Source organism: Roseibium sp. ROS1 (genome assembly GCF_054658215.1).
This window is the reverse complement of record NZ_BAAGIG010000001.1, coordinates 1,422,817-1,444,227: the sequence shown is the minus strand read 5'-3', so window position 1 is coordinate 1,444,227 and position 21,411 is coordinate 1,422,817. Positions and strand designations below refer to the sequence as shown.

The 21,411-nt window shown below is 58.9% G+C and carries 23 protein-coding genes and 1 riboswitch; of the genes, 17 read left to right on the top strand and 6 right to left on the bottom strand.

What is annotated here, in order from left to right:
• Nucleotide 1: 1 nt before the first annotated feature.
• A complete protein-coding gene (locus ACYQ6M_RS06550; protein ID WP_023000834.1) occupies nucleotides 2-814 on the bottom strand; it encodes an RNA methyltransferase in 813 nt (270 codons plus the stop codon).
• Nucleotides 815-991: 177 nt separating this feature from the next.
• On the opposite strand from ACYQ6M_RS06550, the gene ACYQ6M_RS06545 reads away from it, so the two are divergent.
• The 3 genes from ACYQ6M_RS06545 to ACYQ6M_RS06535 all read left to right on the top strand — a co-directional run bounded on the left by ACYQ6M_RS06545 (nucleotide 992) and on the right by ACYQ6M_RS06535 (nucleotide 4,691).
• Entirely contained in the window at nucleotides 992-1,438 is a 447-nt protein-coding gene (locus ACYQ6M_RS06545) for a DUF2267 domain-containing protein (protein WP_168684233.1), read from the top strand.
• Between the two features lie 273 nt (nucleotides 1,439-1,711).
• A complete protein-coding gene (locus tag ACYQ6M_RS06540; protein WP_460072825.1) occupies nucleotides 1,712-3,928 on the top strand; it encodes an NADP-dependent isocitrate dehydrogenase in 2,217 nt (738 codons plus the stop codon).
• A gap of 76 nt (nucleotides 3,929-4,004) precedes the next feature.
• Nucleotides 4,005-4,691 carry a hypothetical protein gene (locus ACYQ6M_RS06535; RefSeq protein ID WP_460072823.1) on the top strand — a complete coding sequence of 229 codons (687 nt, stop codon included), beginning with the start codon at nucleotides 4,005-4,007 and terminating at the stop codon, nucleotides 4,689-4,691.
• A gap of 188 nt (nucleotides 4,692-4,879) precedes the next feature.
• Here ACYQ6M_RS06535 and ACYQ6M_RS06530 read toward each other — a convergent pair whose 3' ends face one another.
• The gene (locus ACYQ6M_RS06530) at nucleotides 4,880-5,701 is read right to left on the bottom strand and encodes an alpha/beta fold hydrolase (RefSeq protein WP_460073199.1); all 822 of its coding nucleotides are present in this window, start codon (nucleotides 5,699-5,701) and stop codon (nucleotides 4,880-4,882) included.
• A gap of 248 nt (nucleotides 5,702-5,949) precedes the next feature.
• Here ACYQ6M_RS06530 and ACYQ6M_RS06525 point away from each other — a divergent pair, with 248 nt between their 5' ends.
• The gene (locus ACYQ6M_RS06525; protein ID WP_460072821.1) at nucleotides 5,950-6,450 is read left to right on the top strand and encodes a MarR family winged helix-turn-helix transcriptional regulator; all 501 of its coding nucleotides are present in this window, start codon (nucleotides 5,950-5,952) and stop codon (nucleotides 6,448-6,450) included.
• Nucleotides 6,447-7,163 (top strand): HAD family hydrolase, encoded by a 717-nt coding sequence (locus ACYQ6M_RS06520; RefSeq protein WP_297834597.1) that lies wholly within the window; start codon nucleotides 6,447-6,449, stop codon nucleotides 7,161-7,163. Before ACYQ6M_RS06525 ends, ACYQ6M_RS06520 begins: the two co-directional genes overlap by 4 nt.
• Nucleotides 7,164-7,169: 6 nt before the next feature.
• Here ACYQ6M_RS06520 and ACYQ6M_RS06515 read toward each other — a convergent pair whose 3' ends face one another.
• On the bottom strand, nucleotides 7,170-8,117 hold the full coding sequence (locus ACYQ6M_RS06515) for an AraC family transcriptional regulator (protein ID WP_152510351.1): 948 nt from the start codon (nucleotides 8,115-8,117) through the stop codon (nucleotides 7,170-7,172).
• Nucleotides 8,118-8,300: 183 nt separating this feature from the next.
• On the opposite strand from ACYQ6M_RS06515, the gene ACYQ6M_RS06510 reads away from it, so the two are divergent.
• Nucleotides 8,301-8,672: a hypothetical protein gene (locus tag ACYQ6M_RS06510; protein ID WP_023000824.1), complete on the top strand. Its 372-nt coding sequence runs from the start codon at nucleotides 8,301-8,303 to the stop codon at nucleotides 8,670-8,672.
• A 182-nt stretch (nucleotides 8,673-8,854) separates the two neighbouring features.
• Nucleotides 8,855-9,340, top strand: coding sequence for a YHS domain-containing (seleno)protein (locus ACYQ6M_RS06505; protein ID WP_460072818.1), 486 nt, complete (start codon nucleotides 8,855-8,857; stop codon nucleotides 9,338-9,340).
• 90 nt (nucleotides 9,341-9,430) lie between these two features.
• On the opposite strand, the gene ACYQ6M_RS06500 is transcribed toward ACYQ6M_RS06505, so the two are convergent.
• The gene (locus ACYQ6M_RS06500) at nucleotides 9,431-10,108 is read right to left on the bottom strand and encodes an energy-coupling factor ABC transporter permease (protein ID WP_023000822.1); all 678 of its coding nucleotides are present in this window, start codon (nucleotides 10,106-10,108) and stop codon (nucleotides 9,431-9,433) included.
• Between the two features lie 54 nt (nucleotides 10,109-10,162).
• A riboswitch (cobalamin riboswitch) is annotated at nucleotides 10,163-10,373 on the bottom strand.
• Between the two features lie 324 nt (nucleotides 10,374-10,697).
• Here ACYQ6M_RS06500 and ACYQ6M_RS06495 point away from each other — a divergent pair.
• Both ACYQ6M_RS06495 and aroQ read left to right on the top strand, forming a co-directional pair.
• Nucleotides 10,698-10,931, top strand: coding sequence for a hypothetical protein (locus ACYQ6M_RS06495; protein WP_023000821.1), 234 nt, complete (start codon nucleotides 10,698-10,700; stop codon nucleotides 10,929-10,931).
• 50 nt (nucleotides 10,932-10,981) lie between these two features.
• Nucleotides 10,982-11,506 (top strand): gamma subclass chorismate mutase AroQ, encoded by a 525-nt coding sequence (aroQ, locus tag ACYQ6M_RS06490; RefSeq protein ID WP_460072815.1) that lies wholly within the window; start codon nucleotides 10,982-10,984, stop codon nucleotides 11,504-11,506.
• Between the two features lie 35 nt (nucleotides 11,507-11,541).
• Here the strand turns inward: aroQ and ACYQ6M_RS06485 are convergent, their stop codons facing one another.
• A complete protein-coding gene (locus tag ACYQ6M_RS06485; protein WP_460072813.1) occupies nucleotides 11,542-13,644 on the bottom strand; it encodes an EAL domain-containing protein in 2,103 nt (700 codons plus the stop codon).
• 491 nt (nucleotides 13,645-14,135) lie between these two features.
• Between ACYQ6M_RS06485 and ACYQ6M_RS06480 the strand changes: the two genes are divergently transcribed.
• Together ACYQ6M_RS06480 and ACYQ6M_RS06475 are read left to right on the top strand one after the other, a co-directional pair.
• Nucleotides 14,136-14,291 carry a hypothetical protein gene (locus ACYQ6M_RS06480; RefSeq protein WP_460072811.1) on the top strand — a complete coding sequence of 52 codons (156 nt, stop codon included), beginning with the start codon at nucleotides 14,136-14,138 and terminating at the stop codon, nucleotides 14,289-14,291.
• A 94-nt stretch (nucleotides 14,292-14,385) separates the two neighbouring features.
• Entirely contained in the window at nucleotides 14,386-15,186 is an 801-nt protein-coding gene (locus ACYQ6M_RS06475; RefSeq protein ID WP_460072809.1) for a class I SAM-dependent methyltransferase, read from the top strand.
• A 9-nt stretch (nucleotides 15,187-15,195) separates the two neighbouring features.
• On the opposite strand, the gene ACYQ6M_RS06470 is transcribed toward ACYQ6M_RS06475, so the two are convergent.
• Complete coding sequence (locus ACYQ6M_RS06470; RefSeq protein WP_460072807.1) at nucleotides 15,196-16,617, bottom strand: MFS transporter; 1,422 nt, start codon at nucleotides 16,615-16,617, stop codon at nucleotides 15,196-15,198.
• 131 nt (nucleotides 16,618-16,748) lie between these two features.
• On the opposite strand from ACYQ6M_RS06470, the gene ACYQ6M_RS06465 reads away from it, so the two are divergent.
• The 6 genes from ACYQ6M_RS06465 to ACYQ6M_RS06440 all read left to right on the top strand — a co-directional run bounded on the left by ACYQ6M_RS06465 (nucleotide 16,749) and on the right by ACYQ6M_RS06440 (nucleotide 21,398).
• On the top strand, nucleotides 16,749-17,189 hold the full coding sequence (locus ACYQ6M_RS06465) for an Rrf2 family transcriptional regulator (protein ID WP_460072805.1): 441 nt from the start codon (nucleotides 16,749-16,751) through the stop codon (nucleotides 17,187-17,189).
• A gap of 222 nt (nucleotides 17,190-17,411) precedes the next feature.
• Complete coding sequence (locus ACYQ6M_RS06460; protein ID WP_075283928.1) at nucleotides 17,412-18,629, top strand: NADP-dependent isocitrate dehydrogenase; 1,218 nt, start codon at nucleotides 17,412-17,414, stop codon at nucleotides 18,627-18,629.
• Between the two features lie 142 nt (nucleotides 18,630-18,771).
• Nucleotides 18,772-19,380 carry an ABC transporter ATP-binding protein gene (locus ACYQ6M_RS06455; protein ID WP_460072802.1) on the top strand — a complete coding sequence of 203 codons (609 nt, stop codon included), beginning with the start codon at nucleotides 18,772-18,774 and terminating at the stop codon, nucleotides 19,378-19,380.
• Nucleotides 19,377-20,183 (top strand): ABC transporter permease, encoded by an 807-nt coding sequence (locus tag ACYQ6M_RS06450; RefSeq protein ID WP_460072800.1) that lies wholly within the window; start codon nucleotides 19,377-19,379, stop codon nucleotides 20,181-20,183. Before ACYQ6M_RS06455 ends, ACYQ6M_RS06450 begins: the two co-directional genes overlap by 4 nt.
• Nucleotides 20,180-20,812: a glutathione S-transferase family protein gene (locus ACYQ6M_RS06445; protein WP_460072798.1), complete on the top strand. Its 633-nt coding sequence runs from the start codon at nucleotides 20,180-20,182 to the stop codon at nucleotides 20,810-20,812. The genes ACYQ6M_RS06450 and ACYQ6M_RS06445 overlap by 4 nt, the downstream gene beginning before the upstream one ends.
• 196 nt (nucleotides 20,813-21,008) lie before the next feature.
• Nucleotides 21,009-21,398: a hypothetical protein gene (locus ACYQ6M_RS06440; protein WP_209017890.1), complete on the top strand. Its 390-nt coding sequence runs from the start codon at nucleotides 21,009-21,011 to the stop codon at nucleotides 21,396-21,398.
• Nucleotides 21,399-21,411: the final 13 nt, after the last annotated feature.

The following is a 21,411-nucleotide window of genomic DNA, read 5'->3' as shown; positions in this document are numbered from 1 at the left end:
TCTATTCTTCGCTGCCTGAACCTGATCTGTCCTTGCGCGGTCGCGTTTCCCGTTTTTCCAGCGAGGCCACGACACCGCGCAGCGCGCGCACTTCCTGGTCGGTCAACTCGGCCTTCTGGAAGATGTTGCGCAGCGTGCGCACCATATGCGGCCGCCGCTCCGGCGGACGGAAGAAGGTTGCCTTGTCGAGTGCCCCTTCCAGATGCTCGAAGAAACGCAGCACTTCGTCCTTCTTCGCCGGTGGATGCACTTCTTCCGACAGGATAAAGGGCAATGCACCGGACGTCGCGGTCTTGCGCCATTCATAGGCACACACCAGCACTGCCTGCGCAATGTTCAGCGAGGCAAAATCCGGATCTACAGGCAGCGTGACGATCTCGTCGGCGAGAGCCACTTCCTCGTTGTTGAGACCCCAGCGCTCTCGGCCGAACAGATATCCGGTCGCGGCACCCTGTTCTCCAAGTTCGACGGATTTTTTGGCAGCTTCATCCGGCCCCCGCACAGGCTTGGGCACTTCGCGCGAGCGGGCCGTGGTGGCGAAGACGAATTGCAGATCGGCAATAGCCGCCTCGACACTGTCGAAAACCTGCACCTTGTCGATAACGTGATCCGCCCGGCTTGCCGCGGCTCTTGCCTTCTCACTCGGCCAACCGTCGCGCGGGTTGACGATGCGCAGATCCACCAGACCGAAATTCGCCATCGCCCTTGCCGCCGTGCCGATGTTCTCGCCAAGCTGCGGCTCGCAAAGGATCACTGCCGGCGGCTTGGCGGTCACGGCGCGGGCTTCGTCTCTGATGTGTGCATTCTTGCTCATGAAGCGGGGATTTAGCGGAAGGAACGCCCGATGAAAAGACTTAAAGGAAAGCCCACAGCTCCACAGAATTGTGCATTCGGACGCCAATCGCCCCTCTTGCAAAGGTTCGTGCGAAAACCTCCCGCTTTTCGGCGGAAAGGATGTAAAACCAAAAAGGCACAACGAGAGTGAACATGAATGCCCATGCCGCAAACCTATTTCCGCGCATCGGTGGAGTTTGATGCCTTCATCCATGATGTTCGTGACACCTGCATGCTGCAGACCCATCATCAGGCCTATCACACGCTGCGCGCCGTGCTGCATACCTTCCGCGACCATCTGACGACGGAACAGGCCCTTGCTTTCGCCAATATTCTTCCGGCCGTGACCCGGGCGATCTTCGTCGAGGACTGGCATCCGTCCGGCCTGTTGCCACCTGCCTTCCCAGACCGGGAAACACTGATCCGCGAAGTCAAGTCGGTCCGCAGGCATCACAACCTGGCACCGGACAGCGCAATCGAAGATATCGCGGCGGCCCTGCGCCGGTCTTCAATCGACGAGCGGGAGCTCGATCGGGTGCTGACAGGCTTCCCCGAAGGGGCCGCCGCGTTCTGGCGGCCTGAACACGTCTCTGCCCGGGAATGAAACACGCATCTGCCTAAACCATCCAGAGGACGAGAAAGACCCGATCATACAGATCTTTATACATGCCCCTTGATGTGAACCGGTCAGCTTTCAGCGTCCTCACAATGGACTTTTCCAATCCGTTTGCTAGAACTCCCCTCAAGTTGCTGCCCTACTCCTTCCGAAGGGCTTTCAATTGATTGCGTACAATTGTATACGCAATTCGAAATTCATCGGAGGGCCACCTGAGCGCCCTCCCCGTCCACAGTTCGAACGCTAGGAAATGTGACTGTCATGGCCGACATTATCTACACCAAGGTCGACGAAGCACCGGAACTGGCCAGCGCCTCGTTCCTGCCGATCATCCGCTCCTTCACCAAGGCAGCCGGTTTGACCGTCGGTACCAAGGATATCTCCCTCGCAGGCCGTATCCTGGCGAACTTCCCCGAGTATCTGACGGACGCACAGAAGCAGTCCGACGATCTTGCGGTCCTCGGCGAAATGGTCAAGCAGCCGGACGCCAATGTCATCAAGCTGCCGAACATCTCGGCATCGCAGCCCCAGCTCAACGCCGCCATCAAGGAACTTCAGGCCCAGGGCTACAAGCTGCCTGAGTATCCGTCCGAGCCGAAGACGGACGAGGAAAAGACCGTCAAGGCCAAGTATGACGCGATCAAGGGCTCTGCCGTGAACCCGGTGCTGCGCGAAGGCAACTCTGACCGCCGCGCGCCGAAAGCAGTCAAGGAATACGCCAAGAAGAACCCTCACCGCATGGGTGAATGGCTGCCGTCTTCCAAGACCCACGTCGCCACCATGGGTGAAAACGACTTCTTCTCCAACGAAAAGTCGGTGACCGTTTCTGCCAGCTCCGCGGGCAAGGCGAAGATCGAATTCGTCGGCAAGGACGGAACCGCAACGGTTCTCAAGGGCGACTTTGCCCTGGACGAAGGCGACGTCGTCGACGGCACCTACATGAGCGCCAAGGCGCTGTTCGCGTTCCTGGAAAAGGAAATCCAGGATGCCAAGGACATGGGTATCCTGTTCTCGCTGCACATGAAGGCAACCATGATGAAGGTCTCCGACCCGATCATCTTCGGTTACTGTGTGCGGGCGTTCCTGAAGGACGTCTTCGACAAGCACGCCGCAACCTTTGCCGAGCTCGGCGTCAACCCGGACCTCGGCATCGGTGATCTGGAAGCCAAGGTCGCCACGCTGCCGGCCGACAAGGCCGCCGAGATCAATTCCGACATCAAGGCCGCTCTCGACAACGGCCCGGCCATGTACATGGTGAACTCCGACAAGGGCATCACCAACCTGCATGTCTCTTCCGACGTCATCATCGACGCCTCCATGCCGGCCCTGATCCGCGCAGGCGGCAAGGGCTGGGGCCCGGACGGCAAGGAAGGCGACGCCAAGTGCGTGATCCCGGACAGCTCCTATGCCGGCGTGTACTCCGCCGTGATCGACTTCTGCCGCGAAAACGGCGCGCTAGATCCGGCCAAGATGGGCACCGTGCCGAACGTCGGCCTGATGGCCCAGAAGGCCGAGGAATACGGCTCGCATCCGCAGACCTTCAAGGCTCCGGCTGACGGCACCATCCGCATCGTCGATGCTGCCGGCAACACCCTGATCGAACATGCCGTTGAAGAAGGTGACATCTGGCGCGCATGCCGCACCAAGGACGCCCCGATCCGCGACTGGGTCAAGCTCGGAGTCACCCGCGCTCGCCTGTCCGGCATGCCGGGTGTCTTCTGGCTGGACAAGACCCGCGCTCATGACGCGGAACTGATCAAGAAGGTGGAAGCCTATCTGCCGGAACACGACACTTCCGGGCTCGACCTGCAGATCATGGCTCCGGCCGATGCGGCGAAGTATTCCACCGAGCGTATCGCCCGCGGTGAAGACACGATCTCCATCACCGGCAACGTGCTGCGTGACTACCTGACCGACCTCTACCCGATCCTGGAAGTCGGCACCTCGGCAAAGATGCTGTCCATCGTCCCCCTGATGAACGGTGGCGGTCTTTTCGAAACCGGCGCAGGCGGCTCCGCTCCCAAGCACGTTCAGCAGCTGATGGAAGAGAACTACCTGCGCTGGGACAGCCTGGGTGAGTTTTGTGCCCTCGGTGCATCGCTGGAACACCTGGCGAACGTCAAGGGCAACGACAAGGCACAGGTTCTGGCGGACGCGCTTGACAAGGCCGTCGAGAAACTGCTCGACAATGACAAGTCCCCGTCCCGCAAGGTCGGTGGCCTGGACAACCGCGGCAGCCACTTCTACGTCGCGCTTTACTGGGCACAAGCACTGGCCGCACAGGACAAGGACGCCGAGCTGAAGGCGCATTTCGCACCGATCGCCGAAGCGCTCTCTGCCAAGGAAGATGCGATTGTTGCCGAGCTCAACGGCGTTCAGGGTTCACCCGCCGACACCGGTGGCTACTACCATGCCCCGCAGGAAAAGGTGAACGCCGTCATGCGTCCGAGCGCAACGCTCAACGCCATTATCGGTTGATTTGCAAATACACCCTTGGGTAGAAGTAGGGCGGCTCCGGCCGCCCTCTTTTTTTGCGCCAGGGAGCTCATTTCAAATGGTCCTTCAAAACGAAAACCATCAGCCGGTTGTCCGGAATGGAGCCGGGGAAGAGTTCACTCTCTTCTCGGCAACAAACGACCCTCAATCCGCCAAATGGTGGCCGGACACGAGTTTTCTGGTGCATGCGCTCAGCGATGGCGATTTTTCGACCCTGCGCGGTGCCATACAGCTCATGGACGATAAGCACGAACCAGTCTTTCTGACCGGGCCCGGCAGCGTCACGAACGAACTTTATGCCCGCCTGGAACACCTCGGCTACATGAGGACCACGGAAAAGCCCCTGCCCGAAGAGATGCAGGGGCACCTGATCGAGCGCGGGCTGACCGACTACGGCAAAGAACATATCGCCGACTTTGTAATCGCCCAGCGCATCCAGATGGAAGAGCTGGATGGCAACAGGGAAACGCTGGAAGACTTCTGCACGAAATTCGACAATCTGCGGGAGCATCACACGGGTTTCCCGCTCGAGGCGCTGCACACGTTCCGGATGTTCTTTTCCGATCCACGCTACGATTTCGATCTGGACCAGTCTTCGAACTATCTTTTCCGCCTCTACAAGATGTTCGGCATTGTGGAGATCTCCGACGAAGGTGTCGCACGCGCAAGCCGTTTCGGCTCCATGAATGTGCCGTTTCTCTTCGATCTGCTTCTCAACGAGCGTGGGGCAACAGTCAGACACTAGCCCCGAAAAGCGCTATTGCCTGGGTGCAGGACATCCTGGGGGCTCATGACGATCGGTTGCCTTAGTTGGCCTTCCCGTGCCGCAGATCCGGGTCCGGTTATTTGTTGCGCTCCGTGCGGGGAGACGATTTGAGGCTGGCAACGAAAAAGGGCGGCTCACCGAGCCGCCCGTTTTTTTACCGACGCCGCTTATCCGCGGATGAATGCCAGAACGTCGTTGTTGAACTCCTCGGCCTGCAATTGTGCAAGACCGTGACCGCCGCCAGCATAGATCTTCAAGGTGGCATCGTCGACGATTTCCGCCGCCTGGTGGGCAGAAGCCTTGATGGGCACGATCTGGTCGTCGTCGCCATGCACGATCAGCGTCGGCACCTTGATGGCCTTCAGGTCACCGGTGTAGTCGACTTCCGAGAACTCGCGGATACAGTCGTACTGACCCTTGATGCCGCCGGCCATGCCCTGCAGCCAGAAGCTTTCCTGCAGGCCCTGATTAGTGTCGACCCCATCGCGGTTGAAACCATAGAACGGCACCGTAAGGTCCCTGAAGAACTGCGACCGGTTGTAGGCGGTCCCCTGGCGGATACCGTCGAACACTTCCATCGGCGTGCCGTCCGGATTGTCCGCCGTTTTCAGCATCAGCGGCGGCACAGCACCGACGAGAACGACTTTGGCGACCCGGTCATTGCCATGCCGGCCGACATAATGGGCAACCTCGCCACCACCGGTGGAATGACCGATCAGGATCACGTTCTTCAAATCCAGATGCTCGATCAGTTCGGCAAGATCGTCCGCGTAGCGATCCATGTTGTTGCCGTCCCAGGGCTGGCTGGAGCGGCCGTGGCCGCGACGGTCATGGGCAATCACCCGAAAACCGTTCTGGCCGAAAAACAGCATTTGCGCGTCCCAGGCATCAGCCGACAGCGGCCAGCCGTGGGAGAAGACGATCGGCTGACCCTGCCCCCAGTCCTTGTAGAAAAGCTCTACGCCATCGGATGTCGTGAAAGTCGTCATTTTCAGATTCTCCTGTTCAAGCAGTTGTTTTGCGGCACCGAACCTCGGCGCCATCACCAGACCGAGCCCAAGGACACCGCCGCCAATCAGCGCCTGGCGACGGTTGACCTGCGGCCCAACGATCTTGTTTCCCATCGGATGATCTCCATTTAACTCGTGCACGATTTAATCGTGTGCGATGTATATGTATCGGCAAGTTCGCTCTGTCAACGCTTGCCAAGAAAAAAAATGCTGCTTAGGAACGTTTCATGTCAGAACGCACTGAAAACAAAGGCGCCTCGAAGCCCTTGAAGAACACCGGCCCGGACGCCTTGGGCGGAGATCTCGACGATTTTCTCTGTTTTGCCGTCTATGAGGCCAATCTGGCCTTCAATCACCTTTACCGGTCTTTGCTGGAAGAGCTCGGCCTCACCTATCCGCAGTATCTGGTGATGACCCTGCTTTGGCGCAGAAACGAGAGAACGGTCAAGGATATCGGCGACGCGCTCAGCCTGGAATACAACACGCTGACACCGATGATTAAGCGCCTGGAAGCAATGGAACTTGTCTCCCGCGTCCGCGATCTGGAAGACCAGCGCGTCGTCAATGTCTGCCTGACAGCCAAGGGTAACGCGCTTCGGGAAAAGGCGGCTGCCGTGCCGCAATGTGTTGTTGAGGCATCCGGTCTTTCGGAAAAGGCTTTCGAGGATTTGAAATCCGCCCTCGACACATTGCGGTCCAACCTGAAATCCACGGGAGACCGGACTTGAACAACCTCACGGGCAACATCACCGCCATCCTGTTTGACAAGGACGGCACCCTGCTGGATTTCGACGCGACATGGGCACCGGCCTATCGCGAAACCTCGCTCCATGCAGCCAGAGGCGACCGCGCCCTGGCCGACAGGCTCCTGGAACAGACCGGCATGGATCTGGTGACCGGAAAGTCCGCGGCCGGGTCCCTGCTTGCAGCCGGCAACTCTGCGGAAATCGCGGCGGCCTGGATTGCCTGCGGTGCTGATTTTCAGGAAGGCTCGCTGACCGCAGACCTCGACCGGGTGTTCATCGGCTGCATGCATGATGCAGCGCCGATCCCCGGCATTCCTGATGCGGTCGAGACCTTGAGCGGAACCGGGTTCACTTTGGGTGTTGCCAGCAGCGACAGCGAAGCGGCCATTAGGGCCTTTCTCGCCGGCACCGGGCTTGCGCCCCGTTTTGCCTTCGTCACGGGTTACGACACGGGTTTTGGCCCGAAGCCGGAACCGGGCATGGTTCGCGGCTTTGCCGAGGCAACAGGTCTTGCAGTGGACCGGATCGCCGTTGTCGGCGACAACACGCATGATCTGGAAATGGCCCGTTCGGCGGGCGCCGGACTATGTATCGGTGTCCTGACGGGCACAAGCGCGCGCCACGACCTGGAAACCCTGGCGGATGCCGTTCTGGAGAGCGTTGCCGATCTGCCGGCCTATCTGGCCGCCAACTGATTCACATCAGGCTGGCACTGCCGGGCCCTGCCGTCGCACTTGTCCGGGCGTCTGGTTGAATTGACGCTTGAAGGCCCGGTTAAAGGCGGCTTCCGAGCTGTAGCCGATGTTTTCGGCAATATCGATCAGGGGCAGATCGGTCTCCCGAATGTCGCGCCGTGCCCGTTCCATGCGCCAGTGGGTGACATAGGCCAGCGGCGTCATGCCGACGAGGTTCGTAAACCTGTCTGCAAAAACCGTCCGGGACATGCCAGCCTCCCGGGCAAGGCTCTCCACCGTCCAGGGCTTTTCCGGCGCCAGATGGATCTTGGACATGCTGCGCCCGAGCTTCGGGTTGAGCACAGCCGCCAGGCATCCGGCCCTGTCCCCCTCCCTGTCGACGAACGTTCGCACCACCTGGATGAAGATGATCTCCGTCAACCGGTGGATGATCGCCTCGGACCCCGGCTGCCCGGCGCGCACCTCGCTGGCAACAAATCGCATCACTGCTTCCAGCCAGAAGGCGTTCATCGTCTGTGTGTTGGGCAGATGAATGACGGCGGGCAAGGCATCGAGCAGCGGATGGACCGAGCCTTCCTCGAATTCGAAATGGCCACAGAACAGTTTACAGGCCAGCTCCTCGTCCGGACCGCCGTAATAGAGCGCGCCTTCCCCCGTATAACCGGATTGCCGCACGACCTCGTCCACTTCGGCCGCGGGACGGTCCGGTTCATCGCTCAGGATATGAGCGGCCCCGTGCGGAATGACGGCGAGATCGCCGGTCGCAAGGCGGATTGGCTTTTCAACACCATCCACCGCCAGCCAGCAGCCACCACGCATTGCCATGTGAAACCGCGCGACATTGCCGAAGGCCGGCACCCGCACGGCCCAGGGTGGCGAAAAGCAGGTATGGAAATAGACGGATCCCCGTAGCTTCAAGGCATCCAGGATCTGGGTCAGGGCGTCATGTTTCATGAAAGGCCGGTTCCGGTTGAAGTGCTACTCCCGCATTTTTGCCTCAACACCGCAAAGCGCAAGGCTCCCGGACGATCGGTCAATTTTCAGGGACTTTCGTGCATGGATAGAACCGAAGTCGACCAACATCTTTGGGCTCGTGGGCAATCCGCCCGCAGGAAACCAACCTGGAGGACCTGAAAGATGTCTGTTCGCTTCGTCACCAAGACCATGCACGCCTATCTCGATTATCCCGTCGCGATCGGCCTTATTGCCCTGCCCGTATTCCTTGATCTCGGCCAATCCAACCCGATCGCCTTCTGGCTATCCTTCCTGACAGGCTTTGCGGCCCTGGCCCTGACGATCCTGACAGATCACCAGACTGGCATCATCCGCATTCTGCCGTATTCGGTTCATCTGGCGGTCGATTTTGCCGTCGGCATCGTGTTCCTGGCAGCTCCCTTCGCACTTGGCTTCACCGGCCTCGACTTCGCCTATTACCTGGTCAACGCCATTGCCGTCCTGACAGTGGTCAGCCTTGCCAAACCGCAGGAAACGGTTGCGCAGGCCGCTTGACAGCCACCGTCCACGCACAATGACACCGGCCCTCACGCCGGTGTCTTTTTTTGAGCTGCAATCCGGACGATCTGCAAATCCTCGGGAACTTGCGAACATGGAGACGCCTGAGCTTCGGACGCAAGGTAGAGGCACCGGAGCAAATCCGGCCTTCAACCTTCATACCCTTTCAGGAGTAGAACATGTCCTTGATGAAATCCGCCATTGCCGCAACGCTGCTGTCTCTTGCCGCTCTCTCTGCCCCGGCAATGGCCGCGGACGAATACAACACCTCCAGTGGCCTGACGGCCGCCGGCAGCCCGCTCGGTCTTCATGGTGTCGATCCCGTGGCCTTTGTCAGCCTGGGCAACCGGATTGACGGAACCGCGCAATATACGGCCGTCCACGACGGTGTTGCCTATTACTTCGCATCCCAGGAAGCCATGGATGCCTTCACCGCGCATCCGGATCAGTACCTGCCGCAAAACGGCGGCTTCTGCACCTTCGGTGTTTCAGTCGGCAAGAAGTTCGACGGCGATCCGCAGTTCGCGGCTGTTGTGGACGGCAAGCTTTATCTGTTCCTGAACGAAGCCATCTTCCGCGAGTTCCAGAAAGACCAGTCCGGCACGATCACCAAGGCGGAAGCCAACTGGAAGAAGATCCGCTCCACCGAGGCAACGAACCTCTGATTGTACGTTGTCAAGGCGTCGGAACGACAAACAAAAAGGGCGGCCCCAGGGCCGCCCTTCGTGACTTGATTTCGGCAAAAGCCCGAAGACTTAAGCCGCGTTGTGCAGCCGATTTTCGAAAGCAAGGTTCCGGGTCAGCGGCGCCAATGTCTTGGCAGCGGCCAGAACAGCCAGGTCGGCCAGCGGCTCGCCCAGGATCACCAGCATGTAGGCAAAGCCGAAGGAACCGACGGAAGCCATGTTCTCGGCACCGAAGCCCTGGCCGTAGAATGCCCAGAAAGCAACCCAGCCAACGATACCGGCCTGGAACGTGGTGGAAAGAGCCAGTGCCTGAACGTAGGAAACGTCAACATAGGCTGTCTTTTCCGGAATGATGCGGTTTGCCAGCATGCTGACAGCCCACAGCGGCACAAGCAGCGTGGTGACGTTGATGCCGTACTGCGGCAGGTCGAAAGGAGCAACCAGCGTCCCCTGAAGCAGAAGGCCTGCAGCAAGGCCGATTGCTGCCGGACCTGCGCCGAACATCAGGAACAGGGTGGAGCCCAGGATAAAGTGAACTTCGGAAACACCAACTGGGTAATGCGGCAGGATTTCGAAGAAGCAGAACACGGCAACCGTCGTGATGACGGAGCGGACGGCAAGGCTGAGAACGCCGCTTTTGCGGATCGTGTCGAGAGCCATTTTGCCCAGAAGGCCGAAGGAAGCAGCCGCGGTACCGTAGCTGAGTACGATTTTGGCACCGTCGACGATGCCCGGTTCGATATGCATGTCATTTCTCCTTTGCGCACCCTCCGTGCGCGAGCAGATGGTGTGAACCGGCCCCGATGGGACCGCTGGATGGCAGGTTTCCTGGCTCGCGAGTCTCTGCGCTGCCCGCCTTCCCGGATCGCTCCAGTGGCTTGAAGGGCTTTGCTCGTCGCATACAGTTGCGGGGGCAGCCACGGTATTGGTCCCTGTTGGGTACGCCTCACCGTGTTCCCATTTCATCCGCCTTTACGCTTGTTCGGGCGAAACCATCGCATCGTCTAGATTTGCAAGGATTGGCGATATTCTGCAAGCGAATTTTCGCCATATTCGGTCTGAATGCGACATTGCACCGAAATTTTGCCGTCTGAAGACCACCACCGAAATCAGCCGAATTAGCACTACCAACAAGCTTCAGATCTCAAAATACTTCTTCAGGGAATTGCGTCAGCCACCTGAAAAACATGACATTTGAAGAATCCAATCAAAGATGAAAATCAAAACCATTGTTTATTAAATTTTTCTGTATTTAGGGTAATTGTGATTTTTACTTGCGGAAACCCTAACGAAAGATAACCTCACTCGAATACAAAGCACATCATGAGAGTTTGCAATGCCCTTTACCAAATTGGGAACGCTTATCGCTGGTGTCGTCTTTTTCCTTGGCTGCATTCAGCTGGCACTTCTGGCCGGCGTTACTCTTGGAGCAGTCACTGAACCAAGACCGGGTTTTTTCCTTGGCAATCTGACACGCGAACAGGCGCTCGACAGCGGACTATTGAAGATCATGGCCGCCGTCGCATTCGGCGTGATCACCGAGATCAGCCGCTCGGTTGAAAAGAAGTAGACCACAACCAAAGACTTGCCGCAGGCGGTGACCTGTGAAAGTCTTCGGCCATGTTGAAATCGATTCCCCTGACCGCTTTTGCGGTATCTCTCCTTGCTGCCACCGTCACTCCTGGCTGGGCGGCACCTGACAAGCTGTTCGGCGCCATCAACGAACGTCTGTCGTTCATGCAGTCGGTTGCAGCCTGGAAAGCGGATAACGACAAACCTGTCGAGGATCTGCCGAGGGAAAAGGTGGTGCTGGATGCTGCCCGCGAAAAGGCAGTCGAAAACGGCCTGTCGGCTGACAATGCCACCTTGTTTTTCCAGGCGCAGATAGATGCGGCCAAGGACATTCAAACCTGCTGGATCGAACGCTGGGAGAGCGGCGAAGCTCGTCCGCAGAACGTACCCGACCTGATCAAGGATGTCCGTCCGGAGCTGTTGCGCCTCGGCAACGAGATCCTGACGCTACTCGCAGAAAGCCCCGTCGAAGCCTCTGACCAGCAGGCCTTCACGGAGGCGCTGACCGTGGAATGCCTGTCCGACGGATCAAAGAGCGCTCTGTTTGAAGGTCTGGTCGACGTACACGACTAGACACATACGGCCATCAGGACATCCCTCATCAGAGTTCAGGAGGCTGCCTGCCTCCAGGGCTCGGCCGCATTCGCCACGCCTTCCCGCTTCATGACCATTCGCGAGAACTCGCCGAACGGCACTGCCGGGCTCCACAAGTAGCCCTGGCCGAGCGTCCCGCCCCACAGATTGATGTAATCCATCTGCAACTGGGTCTCGACCCCTTCGGAAACTGTGTTGAGATTGAGCTGCCTCGCCAGCATCAGGATCAGCTCGACGATGGTCCGGCGATCCTCGCAATTGGCAATGTCCATGATGAAGGACCGGTCGATCTTCAGCGTGTCGAACGGCATGCTCGCGAGACTGTGCAGCGAGGAATAGCCGGTGCCGAAGTCGTCGATTGCAAATTTGACGCCTTCTTTCTTGATCGGCAGGATCTGATCGAGAAGGTTCTGCGAATAGTCGACAAGACTCGATTCCGTCACTTCCAGTTCCAGCTTCTCCGTCGAGAACCCGCTCTCGCCAATGATCCCGAGCATTCTGCCGGTAAACCCCTTTGCCTGCAGCTGCGCGGGCGCAACATTCACGGCGACAGATACATCGACATTCTGCCGATGCAGGGATTTCATGTCGGAGAGCGCGGATGCCAGCACGAATTCTCCGATCGGAACGATCAGACCGCATTCTTCTGCCACGGGAATGAACTTGTAGGGCGGTACGGATCCGAGTTCGGCATCGTTCCAGCGCAGCAGCGCTTCTGAACCGACAATCTTGCCGGACGAAATGTCGACCTTCGGCTGGTAGTGAACGGATAGCGTGCGGTCTCTCAGCGCGCTTTGCAGCCTGTGCCGGATCTGTTCGCGCTCGGTCATCCGTTCGCGAATGATATCGTTGTAGGCGATCGACTGAGCCCTGCCGGCACCCTTTGCTTCATACATGGCCATGTTGGCGTTTCGCAGAACTTCCTCGGCCGTTGTACCGTGCTCCGGGTATCTCGCGATCCCCGCGCTGACGGTCAGCGAAAGGGAAAGCCGGCCAATTCTGTAGGCCCCACCCAGCCGCTCGACCATCGTTCTGGACAACTTGGCAAGCGTCTGCAAATCATCGACGCCGGGTAACAGTACGACGAATTCGTCGCCTGAAAACCGGGCAACGCAGGGGGGTTTTGACGTCAGTGGCTTGACCAGCTCGTCGACCAGGACGGCCAATCGGTTGCCGACCAGCCGCAACAGCTTGTCGCCTACGGCATGTCCGTGCATGTCGTTGATCAGTTTGAAGCGGTCCAGTCCGATGTAAAGAACGCTGCCCGTTTCCTTGGGTCGCAGATCGATCAGCGTCATCGCGACATTGTCCAGCTTGGCCCTGTTGGGCAAACCGGTAATGCGATCGGTGTAGGCGAGTTCCTCGATCCGCAGAATATTCTCGCGCAGCTTGACCATCATTCCGCGGAACGCGGTTTGCAGGTCACCCACCTCGCCTGGTGCATCAGTTTCCAGATTGCAGTCGAGGTAACCGGCAGCGGCCTCATTGGCTGCCTGCGTCACGCGGCTGACACCTGCCGTTGCCCGGTACATCAGCGCAGCAATCACCGGAACGAAGGCAAGAAGAAGAACCGCCAGGATCAACACCACCTGAACAATCTTTTCCCTCAGAACGCCCGCAAGCTCGTGCTTCGAAATGCGCACCAGCACGGACCCCACCACTTCCCCACTGCGGGAAACCGGCAGGATGTATTCGATCATATCGGCGGTTTCCGAATACTGAGCCTTGCCCGACTGCGCGACATTCAGGGCGCCTTCGTTGAACTGCACGGCGCTCGAGGGTTCTGCGGAGGTAAAATCGCTGGCGAACTCCTGACCGAAGCGGCTATAGGCCTTGGCTGCGATAATGTATTTGTCACCCGCAATCGCATTCAAAAGCCGCTCGACTTCACCATAGTTCTTGTTGGCGATTTCGCGCGCCGCGATATTGGTGACAAACAGCGCCTTGTCGTGAGCAGTCCGAGCAAGGCGTTCCTCGATCTTGTCCGTCTGGGTCAGATAATCGATGCCGATCAGAACCAGCGAAAAAGCCAGCAATCCGAACACGCCATAAAGCGTTGCCCGCACAAAGACGCGCTTGAACAGCGCGTTTCCTCTTGATCGAACGGTTTCGAGCACGAAACAAGCCCCTTCGGTCCATTGCGTTGCCCGGGTCGAACTGCGACCCGATACCAGCAGTGTTTCGGCAGCCGCCTCAACAAATTCTGAACCTGAAAGAGGAAACACGACCCTATTCTGGAACTATTGAACCTACGAGCATCTATTTCTTTCACACCGGCCAAATTGCTCGTCAATTTTTCCTAGGCACTACTGAATTCACGAGAAACCCTGTCCGCGTAGAATTACCAAGCCTGACCGGCATCTACGGAAGATTTGAATCGATCACACTCTCAACTTGGCCCGATTTCTGTACCGAAAGGTGCGATTTTCAACCAACACCCCAAATCGACGCGCGTCTGAGTAGCGTCTGAACATGCTGTTCTTGACGTTGTCGGTTCGTAGGCAATTTTCGTGGTTTGTTGTCGAGCAAGGGCAACTATAAATAGTTTTTACTTTACCGGGACCGGATTTGGCATATTGGCAAGGGCGCAGTGCAGGCGCGGCCCTACGTGGACACCTGGATTGCAGAAGCCCAGCTGCCGCACTGTGAACCTGGTGCGGCCTTCAATCGCCTGATCGAAGTGCGCCGGTTCGCCCGCCGGTCAGGATCTGACCTGCAGCTCTCGAATGTCCTGCCCCATCTCAGCAGTTTTCTCGCGGTTTAGGTCCGGCGCTAGATAGATTGCCGTTGTCCAATTCCACTTTCAAAGGCACTATTTTCGAATCTGGAATATCAATCCTGGGCGGGAGGCCAAGGACATGTCCGGCAATGCGAAACACGATTCCTGGAGTGCAGGTCGCAGTTACGATCACTACATGGGCAGATGGAGCCGATTGATCGCAAGAGAGTTCGTGTCCTGGCTCAACGCGCCTGCTGATGCAGACTGGGCGGACATAGGGTGCGGCACCGGAGCCTTGACCGAAACCATACTCGATATGGCCAAGCCAAAATCGGTTGTCGGTCTCGATCTTTCGGAAGGCTTCGTGATGCATGCGCGGGATGCAATCACCGACGAGAGAGCCCGCTTTGAAGTCGGGTCTGCACAGGACCTGCCGCTTCCCGACAACTCCGTTGACGTATCAACGTCCGCGCTCGCGCTCAACTTCGTTCCGGACAAGCTGCAAGCACTTGCCGAGTTGCGTCGCATTACCCGCCCTGGCGGAACAATATCCTTCTATGTCTGGGACTACCCGGGAGGTGGCATGGGCTTCATTGACGCCTTCTGGAAAGCAGCCGCTTCAATCGACCCCGCAGCCGAAGACCTTGATGAGGCGCTTCGGTTTCCCTTTTGCACTCCGGACGGGCTCCGCCAACTTTGCACTGAAGCCCGGTTGCCGGGTGCCAGTGTTCACACCCTTGAAGTCGACACCGTGTTTCCGGGGTTTGAGGAATTCTGGCATCCGTTCACGCTCGGCGCCGGGCCTGCGCCCGGCTATTGCATGAACCTGCCACGGGAAAAACGTGACGAGCTGAAGGCAAAGCTCCGGCACCAACTCGATACCGGCGAAGAAATCCGCTTGCCCGCACGCGCCTTTGCTGTCCGCTACCAGCAGCCGTGAACACGCAGTTCATCCAGAGCGGAATTTACAGGCAAGACCAACGGCAAGCACAGCAAGCGCGAAACACGAACTCACCGGATAGAGCAACGCTGCAGCCGCAGCATCCCGGTACAGAGCCTCACTACGACCAGCCGCCAGAACCTGGAAGAAGATCTGGCCCTGCACTGCGATACCAAGCGCCATGCCGATCTGCTGGAAGGCCTGGAGAACTCCGGACCCCGCTCCGGCATCCGGTCCGGAAACCCGCGACAACACGAGCTGGAACAATGCTGGAATCATCGTTCCGGTACCAAGTCCGACAATCAGGAATGGCAGCGCCAGCAGGCTTGCCGATAGTCCATCGGAAACAAGCAGGCGCACCGCCACCAGACCGCAGAAGACCGCCAGCATGGCAAGGCTGATCCTTGCCGCCTGATAGCGGGATCCGAAGCGGCCTGTCATCGCTGACGCAAGGATGACACCAACCGGATGCGGCGCCAGGATGAGCCCGGCCGTCATGGGCGATAGTCCAAGGCCTGCCTGCAGGAAGAGCGCCATCATGAAGAACATGCCTGCAAGACCGGAAAAGAACAGCGCGACAAACGCGACACCCGCAACAAACACGCGGTCCCCTGTCAGAAGCACCGGCAGAAGCTGCGCCTGGCCGAGGCGCGCCTTCTGAACCTGCAACCGGTAGAACAGGACAGCCAGAACTGCGCTTAGCACCATCAAGGCAAAACACCAGAACGGCCAGCCGAATTGCCTGCCTTCCACAAGCGGAAACACCAGCGCCAGCACTGCGAGGGCAAAAAGAAACGTTCCGGACCAATCCGGCATCACCCGGCTCTCGTTTTCGATATGCGGCAGAAAGCGAAGAGCGCCGGCCAGCGAGATCAACCCGACAGGCAGATTGATCAGAAAGATCGGCCGCCAGCCCAGCCCGAAGATATCGGCCGCCACAATTGCCCCGCCCACCAGCGGCCCCGCCACGGCCCCAAGTGCGCTGACGGAGCCGAACAGGCCGATGGCCTTGCCTTTTTCCTCTGCCGGAAAGATCACGTGAACAATGGCGAGTACCTGCGGCACCATCATCGCCGCGTAAAGCCCCTGCAGGCCGCGGGCGGTAATCAGGGTGCCTATATCGGGCGCCAGGCCGCATGCCAGGGAACTGGCGGTAAACCCGGCGACACCCCAGCGGAAGACCCGACCCCTGCCGACCACGTCTCCAAATCGGCCGAAAGGCAGCAAACCGGCGGCAAAGGCCAGCACATAGACAACCAGCACCCATTCCAACTGGGTATCTGTGGCGCCAAGTCCTTGGCGGATGGACGGCAGCGCCAGATTGACCACCGACACATCGAGAATATTCATGAACATGGCAAGGTAGAGCGCGGCGAGCGCCGCCCAGCGATTGCGCCTCTCCCTGGTCGCACCGTCAAACAAAAGAGACATTCAGAACTCCTGGCAAGGCGTGAACTCGAGTTTGTTACTTATAAAGTTACATATTCACACACGTCAATCTCATGTGCCTTGAATTGTCACGTAATCGAATCCGGCATAAGGTTTTCCAAACGGAGATTTCCATGCGAACCGACAGCCGATTGCCGCGCGTGCTTCACGTGCTCCTGCATCTGGACCAGACTGAAGACCCGGTGACGTCCGACAAGATCGGGAAGATGCTCAACACCAACCCTTCCCTGGTCCGGCGCACCATGGCGGGGCTGCGGGAAGCGGGTTTCGTCGGGGCCACCAAGGGTCATGGCGGCGGTTGGGTGCTGGCCAAGAGCCTGGACAGCATCTCGCTGGCCGAGGTCTATGCTGCCCTTGGCTCACCACAGCTTTTTGCCGTCGGTCAATCCGCCGACGCCCCCACCTGCCTTCTGGAACAGGCCGCCAACCGGGCAACTTCAGCCGCGCTGAAGGCGGCACGCGAAACATTTCAGGAGAAGCTTGGGCAGGTCACGGTGGCCGATCTGGTACGGCCGCATGCGCAGGAAATCCGGGAGCATCAGGAAAAACCTTAGGTCCGAAATTTAGCCGCAAACCTTGGGCAATCTTCGGAACACCTGTGAAGACTTCCATTAAAGAACCTTCTTCGAGGCATGGTCCGGGGCAAACTGAACAGCCCCCTTGCCTCGCGGCGCAACATTGTATACAAGCGCACACAATAGAAATCAGGTACAACTCGCACCATTCAGATTTCCGTTTAGCCTTCCATTTTCCAGACCCGCGAGGCAATGCGTCCCATGGCAAAGATCAAAGTCGACAATCCGGTCGTCGAGCTCGACGGCGACGAGATGACCCGGATCATCTGGGCCTTTATCAAGGACAAGCTGATCCACCCCTATCTCGACATCGACCTGCTCTACTTCGATCTGTCAATCCAGAAACGCGACGAGACCGACGACCAGATCACAGTCGATGCGGCCAACGCCATCAAGGAACATGGCGTCGGCGTCAAATGCGCCACGATCACACCGGATGAAGCGCGGGTTGAGGAATTCGGCCTGAAGCGCATGTACCGTTCGCCCAACGGCACGATCCGCAACATCCTTGGCGGCGTCATCTTCCGTGAGCCGATCATCATGCAGAACGTGCCGCGCCTGGTGCCGGGCTGGACCCAGCCGATCATCGTCGGCCGCCATGCCTTTGGCGACCAGTATCGCGCCACCGACTTCCGCTTCCCCGGCAAGGGCAAGCTGACTATCACCTTCACCGGCGAAGACGGCCAGGTGATCGAACACGAAGTCTATGACGCGCCGTCCGCCGGCGTTGCCATGGCGATGTACAATCTCGACGACTCGATCCGCGATTTTGCCCGCGCTTCGCTGAACTACGCGCTCAACAGGAAGGTGCCCTGCTACCTCTCCACCAAGAACACGATCCTGAAAGCCTATGACGGCCGCTTCAAGGACCTGTTCCAGGAGATCTACGAAGCCGAATTCAAGGACCAGTACGCGGAAGCCGGCATCTGGTACGAACACCGGCTGATCGACGACATGGTCGCCTCCGCTCTGAAATGGTCCGGCGGGTACGTCTGGGCCTGCAAGAACTACGACGGTGACGTCCAGTCCGACACGGTTGCCCAGGGTTTCGGCTCACTCGGCCTGATGACGTCCGTCCTGATGACACCGGACGGCAAGACCGTGGAAGCGGAAGCCGCCCACGGCACGGTCACACGCCACTATCGCCAGCACCAGAAGGGCGAGAGCACCTCGACCAACTCCATCGCCTCGATCTTCGCCTGGACCCGCGGGCTCGCGCACAGGGCCAAGCTCGACAACAACCAGGAGCTTGCCCGTTTCGCCCAGACGCTGGAAAAGGTCTGCATCGACACTGTGGAATCCGGCCACATGACGAAGGACCTTGCCCTGCTCGTCGGTCCGGATCAGGCCTGGCTCACCACCACCGGCTTCCTGGACAAGATCGACGAGAACCTGGCCAAGGCCATGGCCGCACACTAAGGCATTGCCTGTGAAGGCCGAAGGAGCAACACCGCGGACATTGTCCGCAGTGTTTTGCTTTTCGGCCCAACAACAACCTGCCGATTGTCCCTCTTCCCGGCCCGCGCTAGGCTCACCTGGCCGGTAGCCAGAGGAGAGGACGGTGTTGACGATCCGCGAATTGAAGACGCCTCTGATCGGCCCCCTGGACCTTGCCTTGCTGGCGGGTGAAGCCGTTGCGATTTCAGGACCCTCCGGCGCAGGCAAATCCCTGTTTCTCAGAGCAATTGCCGATCTCGATGAAAGCACCGGCCATGTTGCCCTGGATGGCACGGAGCGCGAAGCCATACCGGCTCCTGAATGGCGCCGAAAGGTGGCTTACGTGCCTGCCGAAAGCGGCTGGTGGGCGGACCGAGTTCAGGATCATTTTGCCGAAACTTCCGACCTTCCCAACCTGCTGCACCAGATTGGTCTTGCCGATGCGCTTGCCTGGGAGGTCTCCCGGCTTTCCACCGGTGAGCGCCAACGCCTTGCCCTTGTGCGCGCTCTCCAGACAGCACCGCAGGTTCTTCTGCTGGATGAACCCACCTCTGCGTTGGACCCGCCTTCCGTTGACCTGGTCGAAACTCTCCTGAAACACCAGCTTGCTGCCAATCGCGCCCTTCTAATCGTCACGCACGACCCCGGCCAGCCCGAACGGCTCGGGGCACGACGGCTTGTCATGGAAAAAGGCCAGCTGAAGGCAGGTGCTGGCCAGGGAGCGCTCGCGTGACCGGTTATCTCGCCCTCACCTATTGGGACCTCGTGGCTGCCTCGGTGTTCCTGCTATTGAACGCGGTTTTTTCGATCGTGCTTGATCTCGGCCTCACCCGCACGCTCATCATTTCGGCCTTGAGAATGAGCGTGCAACTGATCCTGGTTGGGCTTGTTCTCAAGGCAATCTTCTTTTCCGGATCCCTGTTGTGGACACTGCTGGCTGCGGCCGTGATGCTGGCTTTTGCAGGGCGCGAAATCTGGGCGCGGCAGGACCGTCGCCTGGCTGGCCTCTGGGGCCCGGGGCTGGGCGTTGCCGTCATGCTGGTCGCAGGCACCCTCGTCACGATCTACGCCCTGGCAGGGCTCATCCGCCCCGATCCGGTCTGGATGCCCCAATATGCACTGCCGCTTTTCGGCATGGTGCTCGGCAACACCATGACCGGGGTCAGCCTCGGCCTTGATACGCTTCACACGTCGCTTGCCCGCGGGCGGCGCGATGTGGAAGCCCAGTTGCTGCTGGGGCGCACCCGCTGGGAAGCGACACGCCCCTTCTCCCGTCAGGCACTGCGGTCAGGATTCACGCCGATCATCAACGCCATGGCGGCAACAGGCGTCGTGTCACTGCCCGGAATGATGACAGGGCAGATCCTGTCCGGGGTCGATCCGCGTGAAGCAGTCAAGTACCAGCTCATGATCATGTTTCTGCTTGGCGGCGCTACCGGCCTCGGTGTCCTTGGCGCTACCTTCGCCAGCGTGTGGCGCCTGACTGACAACCGTGACAGGCTGCGTCTCGACCGTTTGAACGGAGGGTCTCGATGATTGAACTTTATGGTGCGGACTATTCGGTGTATGTGCGCTCGGCCCGAATGGCACTTATCGAAAAAGGAATTGCTTACGAGCTTGTCCCGATCGATGTGTTTGCCCCGGGTGGACCGCCGGAAAGCTATCTTGAGCTGCAGCCCTTCGGCAAGATCCCCACACTAAAGCATGGCGACTTCACCCTGTTCGAAACAGCGGCCATCCTGCGCTACATCGACGAAGCCTTCGACGGCCCTCCGCTTCAGCCAGCCTCTCCGCAACCGCGGGCGCGCATGGCTCAGCTTCTCTCCATCCTCGACAATTACGCCTACAAGACCCTCGTCTGGGACATCTTCGTCGAACGGGTGTCAAAGCCCTCTGGCGGCGCCCCCGCGGATGAAGTCAAGATTGCCTCGGCGCTCGGCCGGGCAAGAACGATTGTCAAAACACTGGAAGCGCTTGCGACGGAAGGCCCATTCCTGATGGGGGATCAGCTCACCCTTGCCGACTGCCATGCGGTCCCGATGCTTGCCCTCTTCGAGCTGTCAGAAGAAGGCCGGCTGCTGCTGCGTTCGGCGCCGAAGCTGTCCTCATGGCTACAGATATTCAAGGAACGCGACAGTTTCAGAAAAACCGGATTGTCTGGTTGAGCGCGATTACGCGTCAGGCCTTTATCTTTTCCGCAGGTCAGATCCACTGCAAACATTTTAGTCTTTTGCCGTTCCACAACGCCCGTTGTTCCATTTATCTTCAGGCAGGCGCAACATTGAATCATTTTATGAAGAAAGGGATTTTTTGATGAGGTTTCAAAAGCTTGTAATTGTTTTCTTGAGCAGCCTTTTGCTGATGTGTGCCGGTTTGGCAGCATCGGCACAAACCGTCCACGAGCCCTCCCGCGGCACTGCCGAGCGCAAGGACATACTCGATGCAATGCGTCCGATGATGGAGGCAAGGGTGGGGCCGCCGGTCGAGTTCGTCGTCAACTGGATGCGTTCCGGCCATGGCTGGGCTTTCGTCCAGGTGTCGCCGCAGCGCCCAGGTGGTGGCGCTATTGACCTGTCCCGCACGACTTTCGCCTCGCAGGCGGACTATATGGATGGCCTCGTCACCTTCGCCTTGCTGCGTTACCAGTTCAACCGATGGAACCTGGTCGACTTTGTCGTCGGCCCGACAGATGTCTTCTGGCAGGGCGATCCGCTCTACGCCCAGGTACCCCGCGGCTTGACACCCTACTGAACGCCTTTCTGAC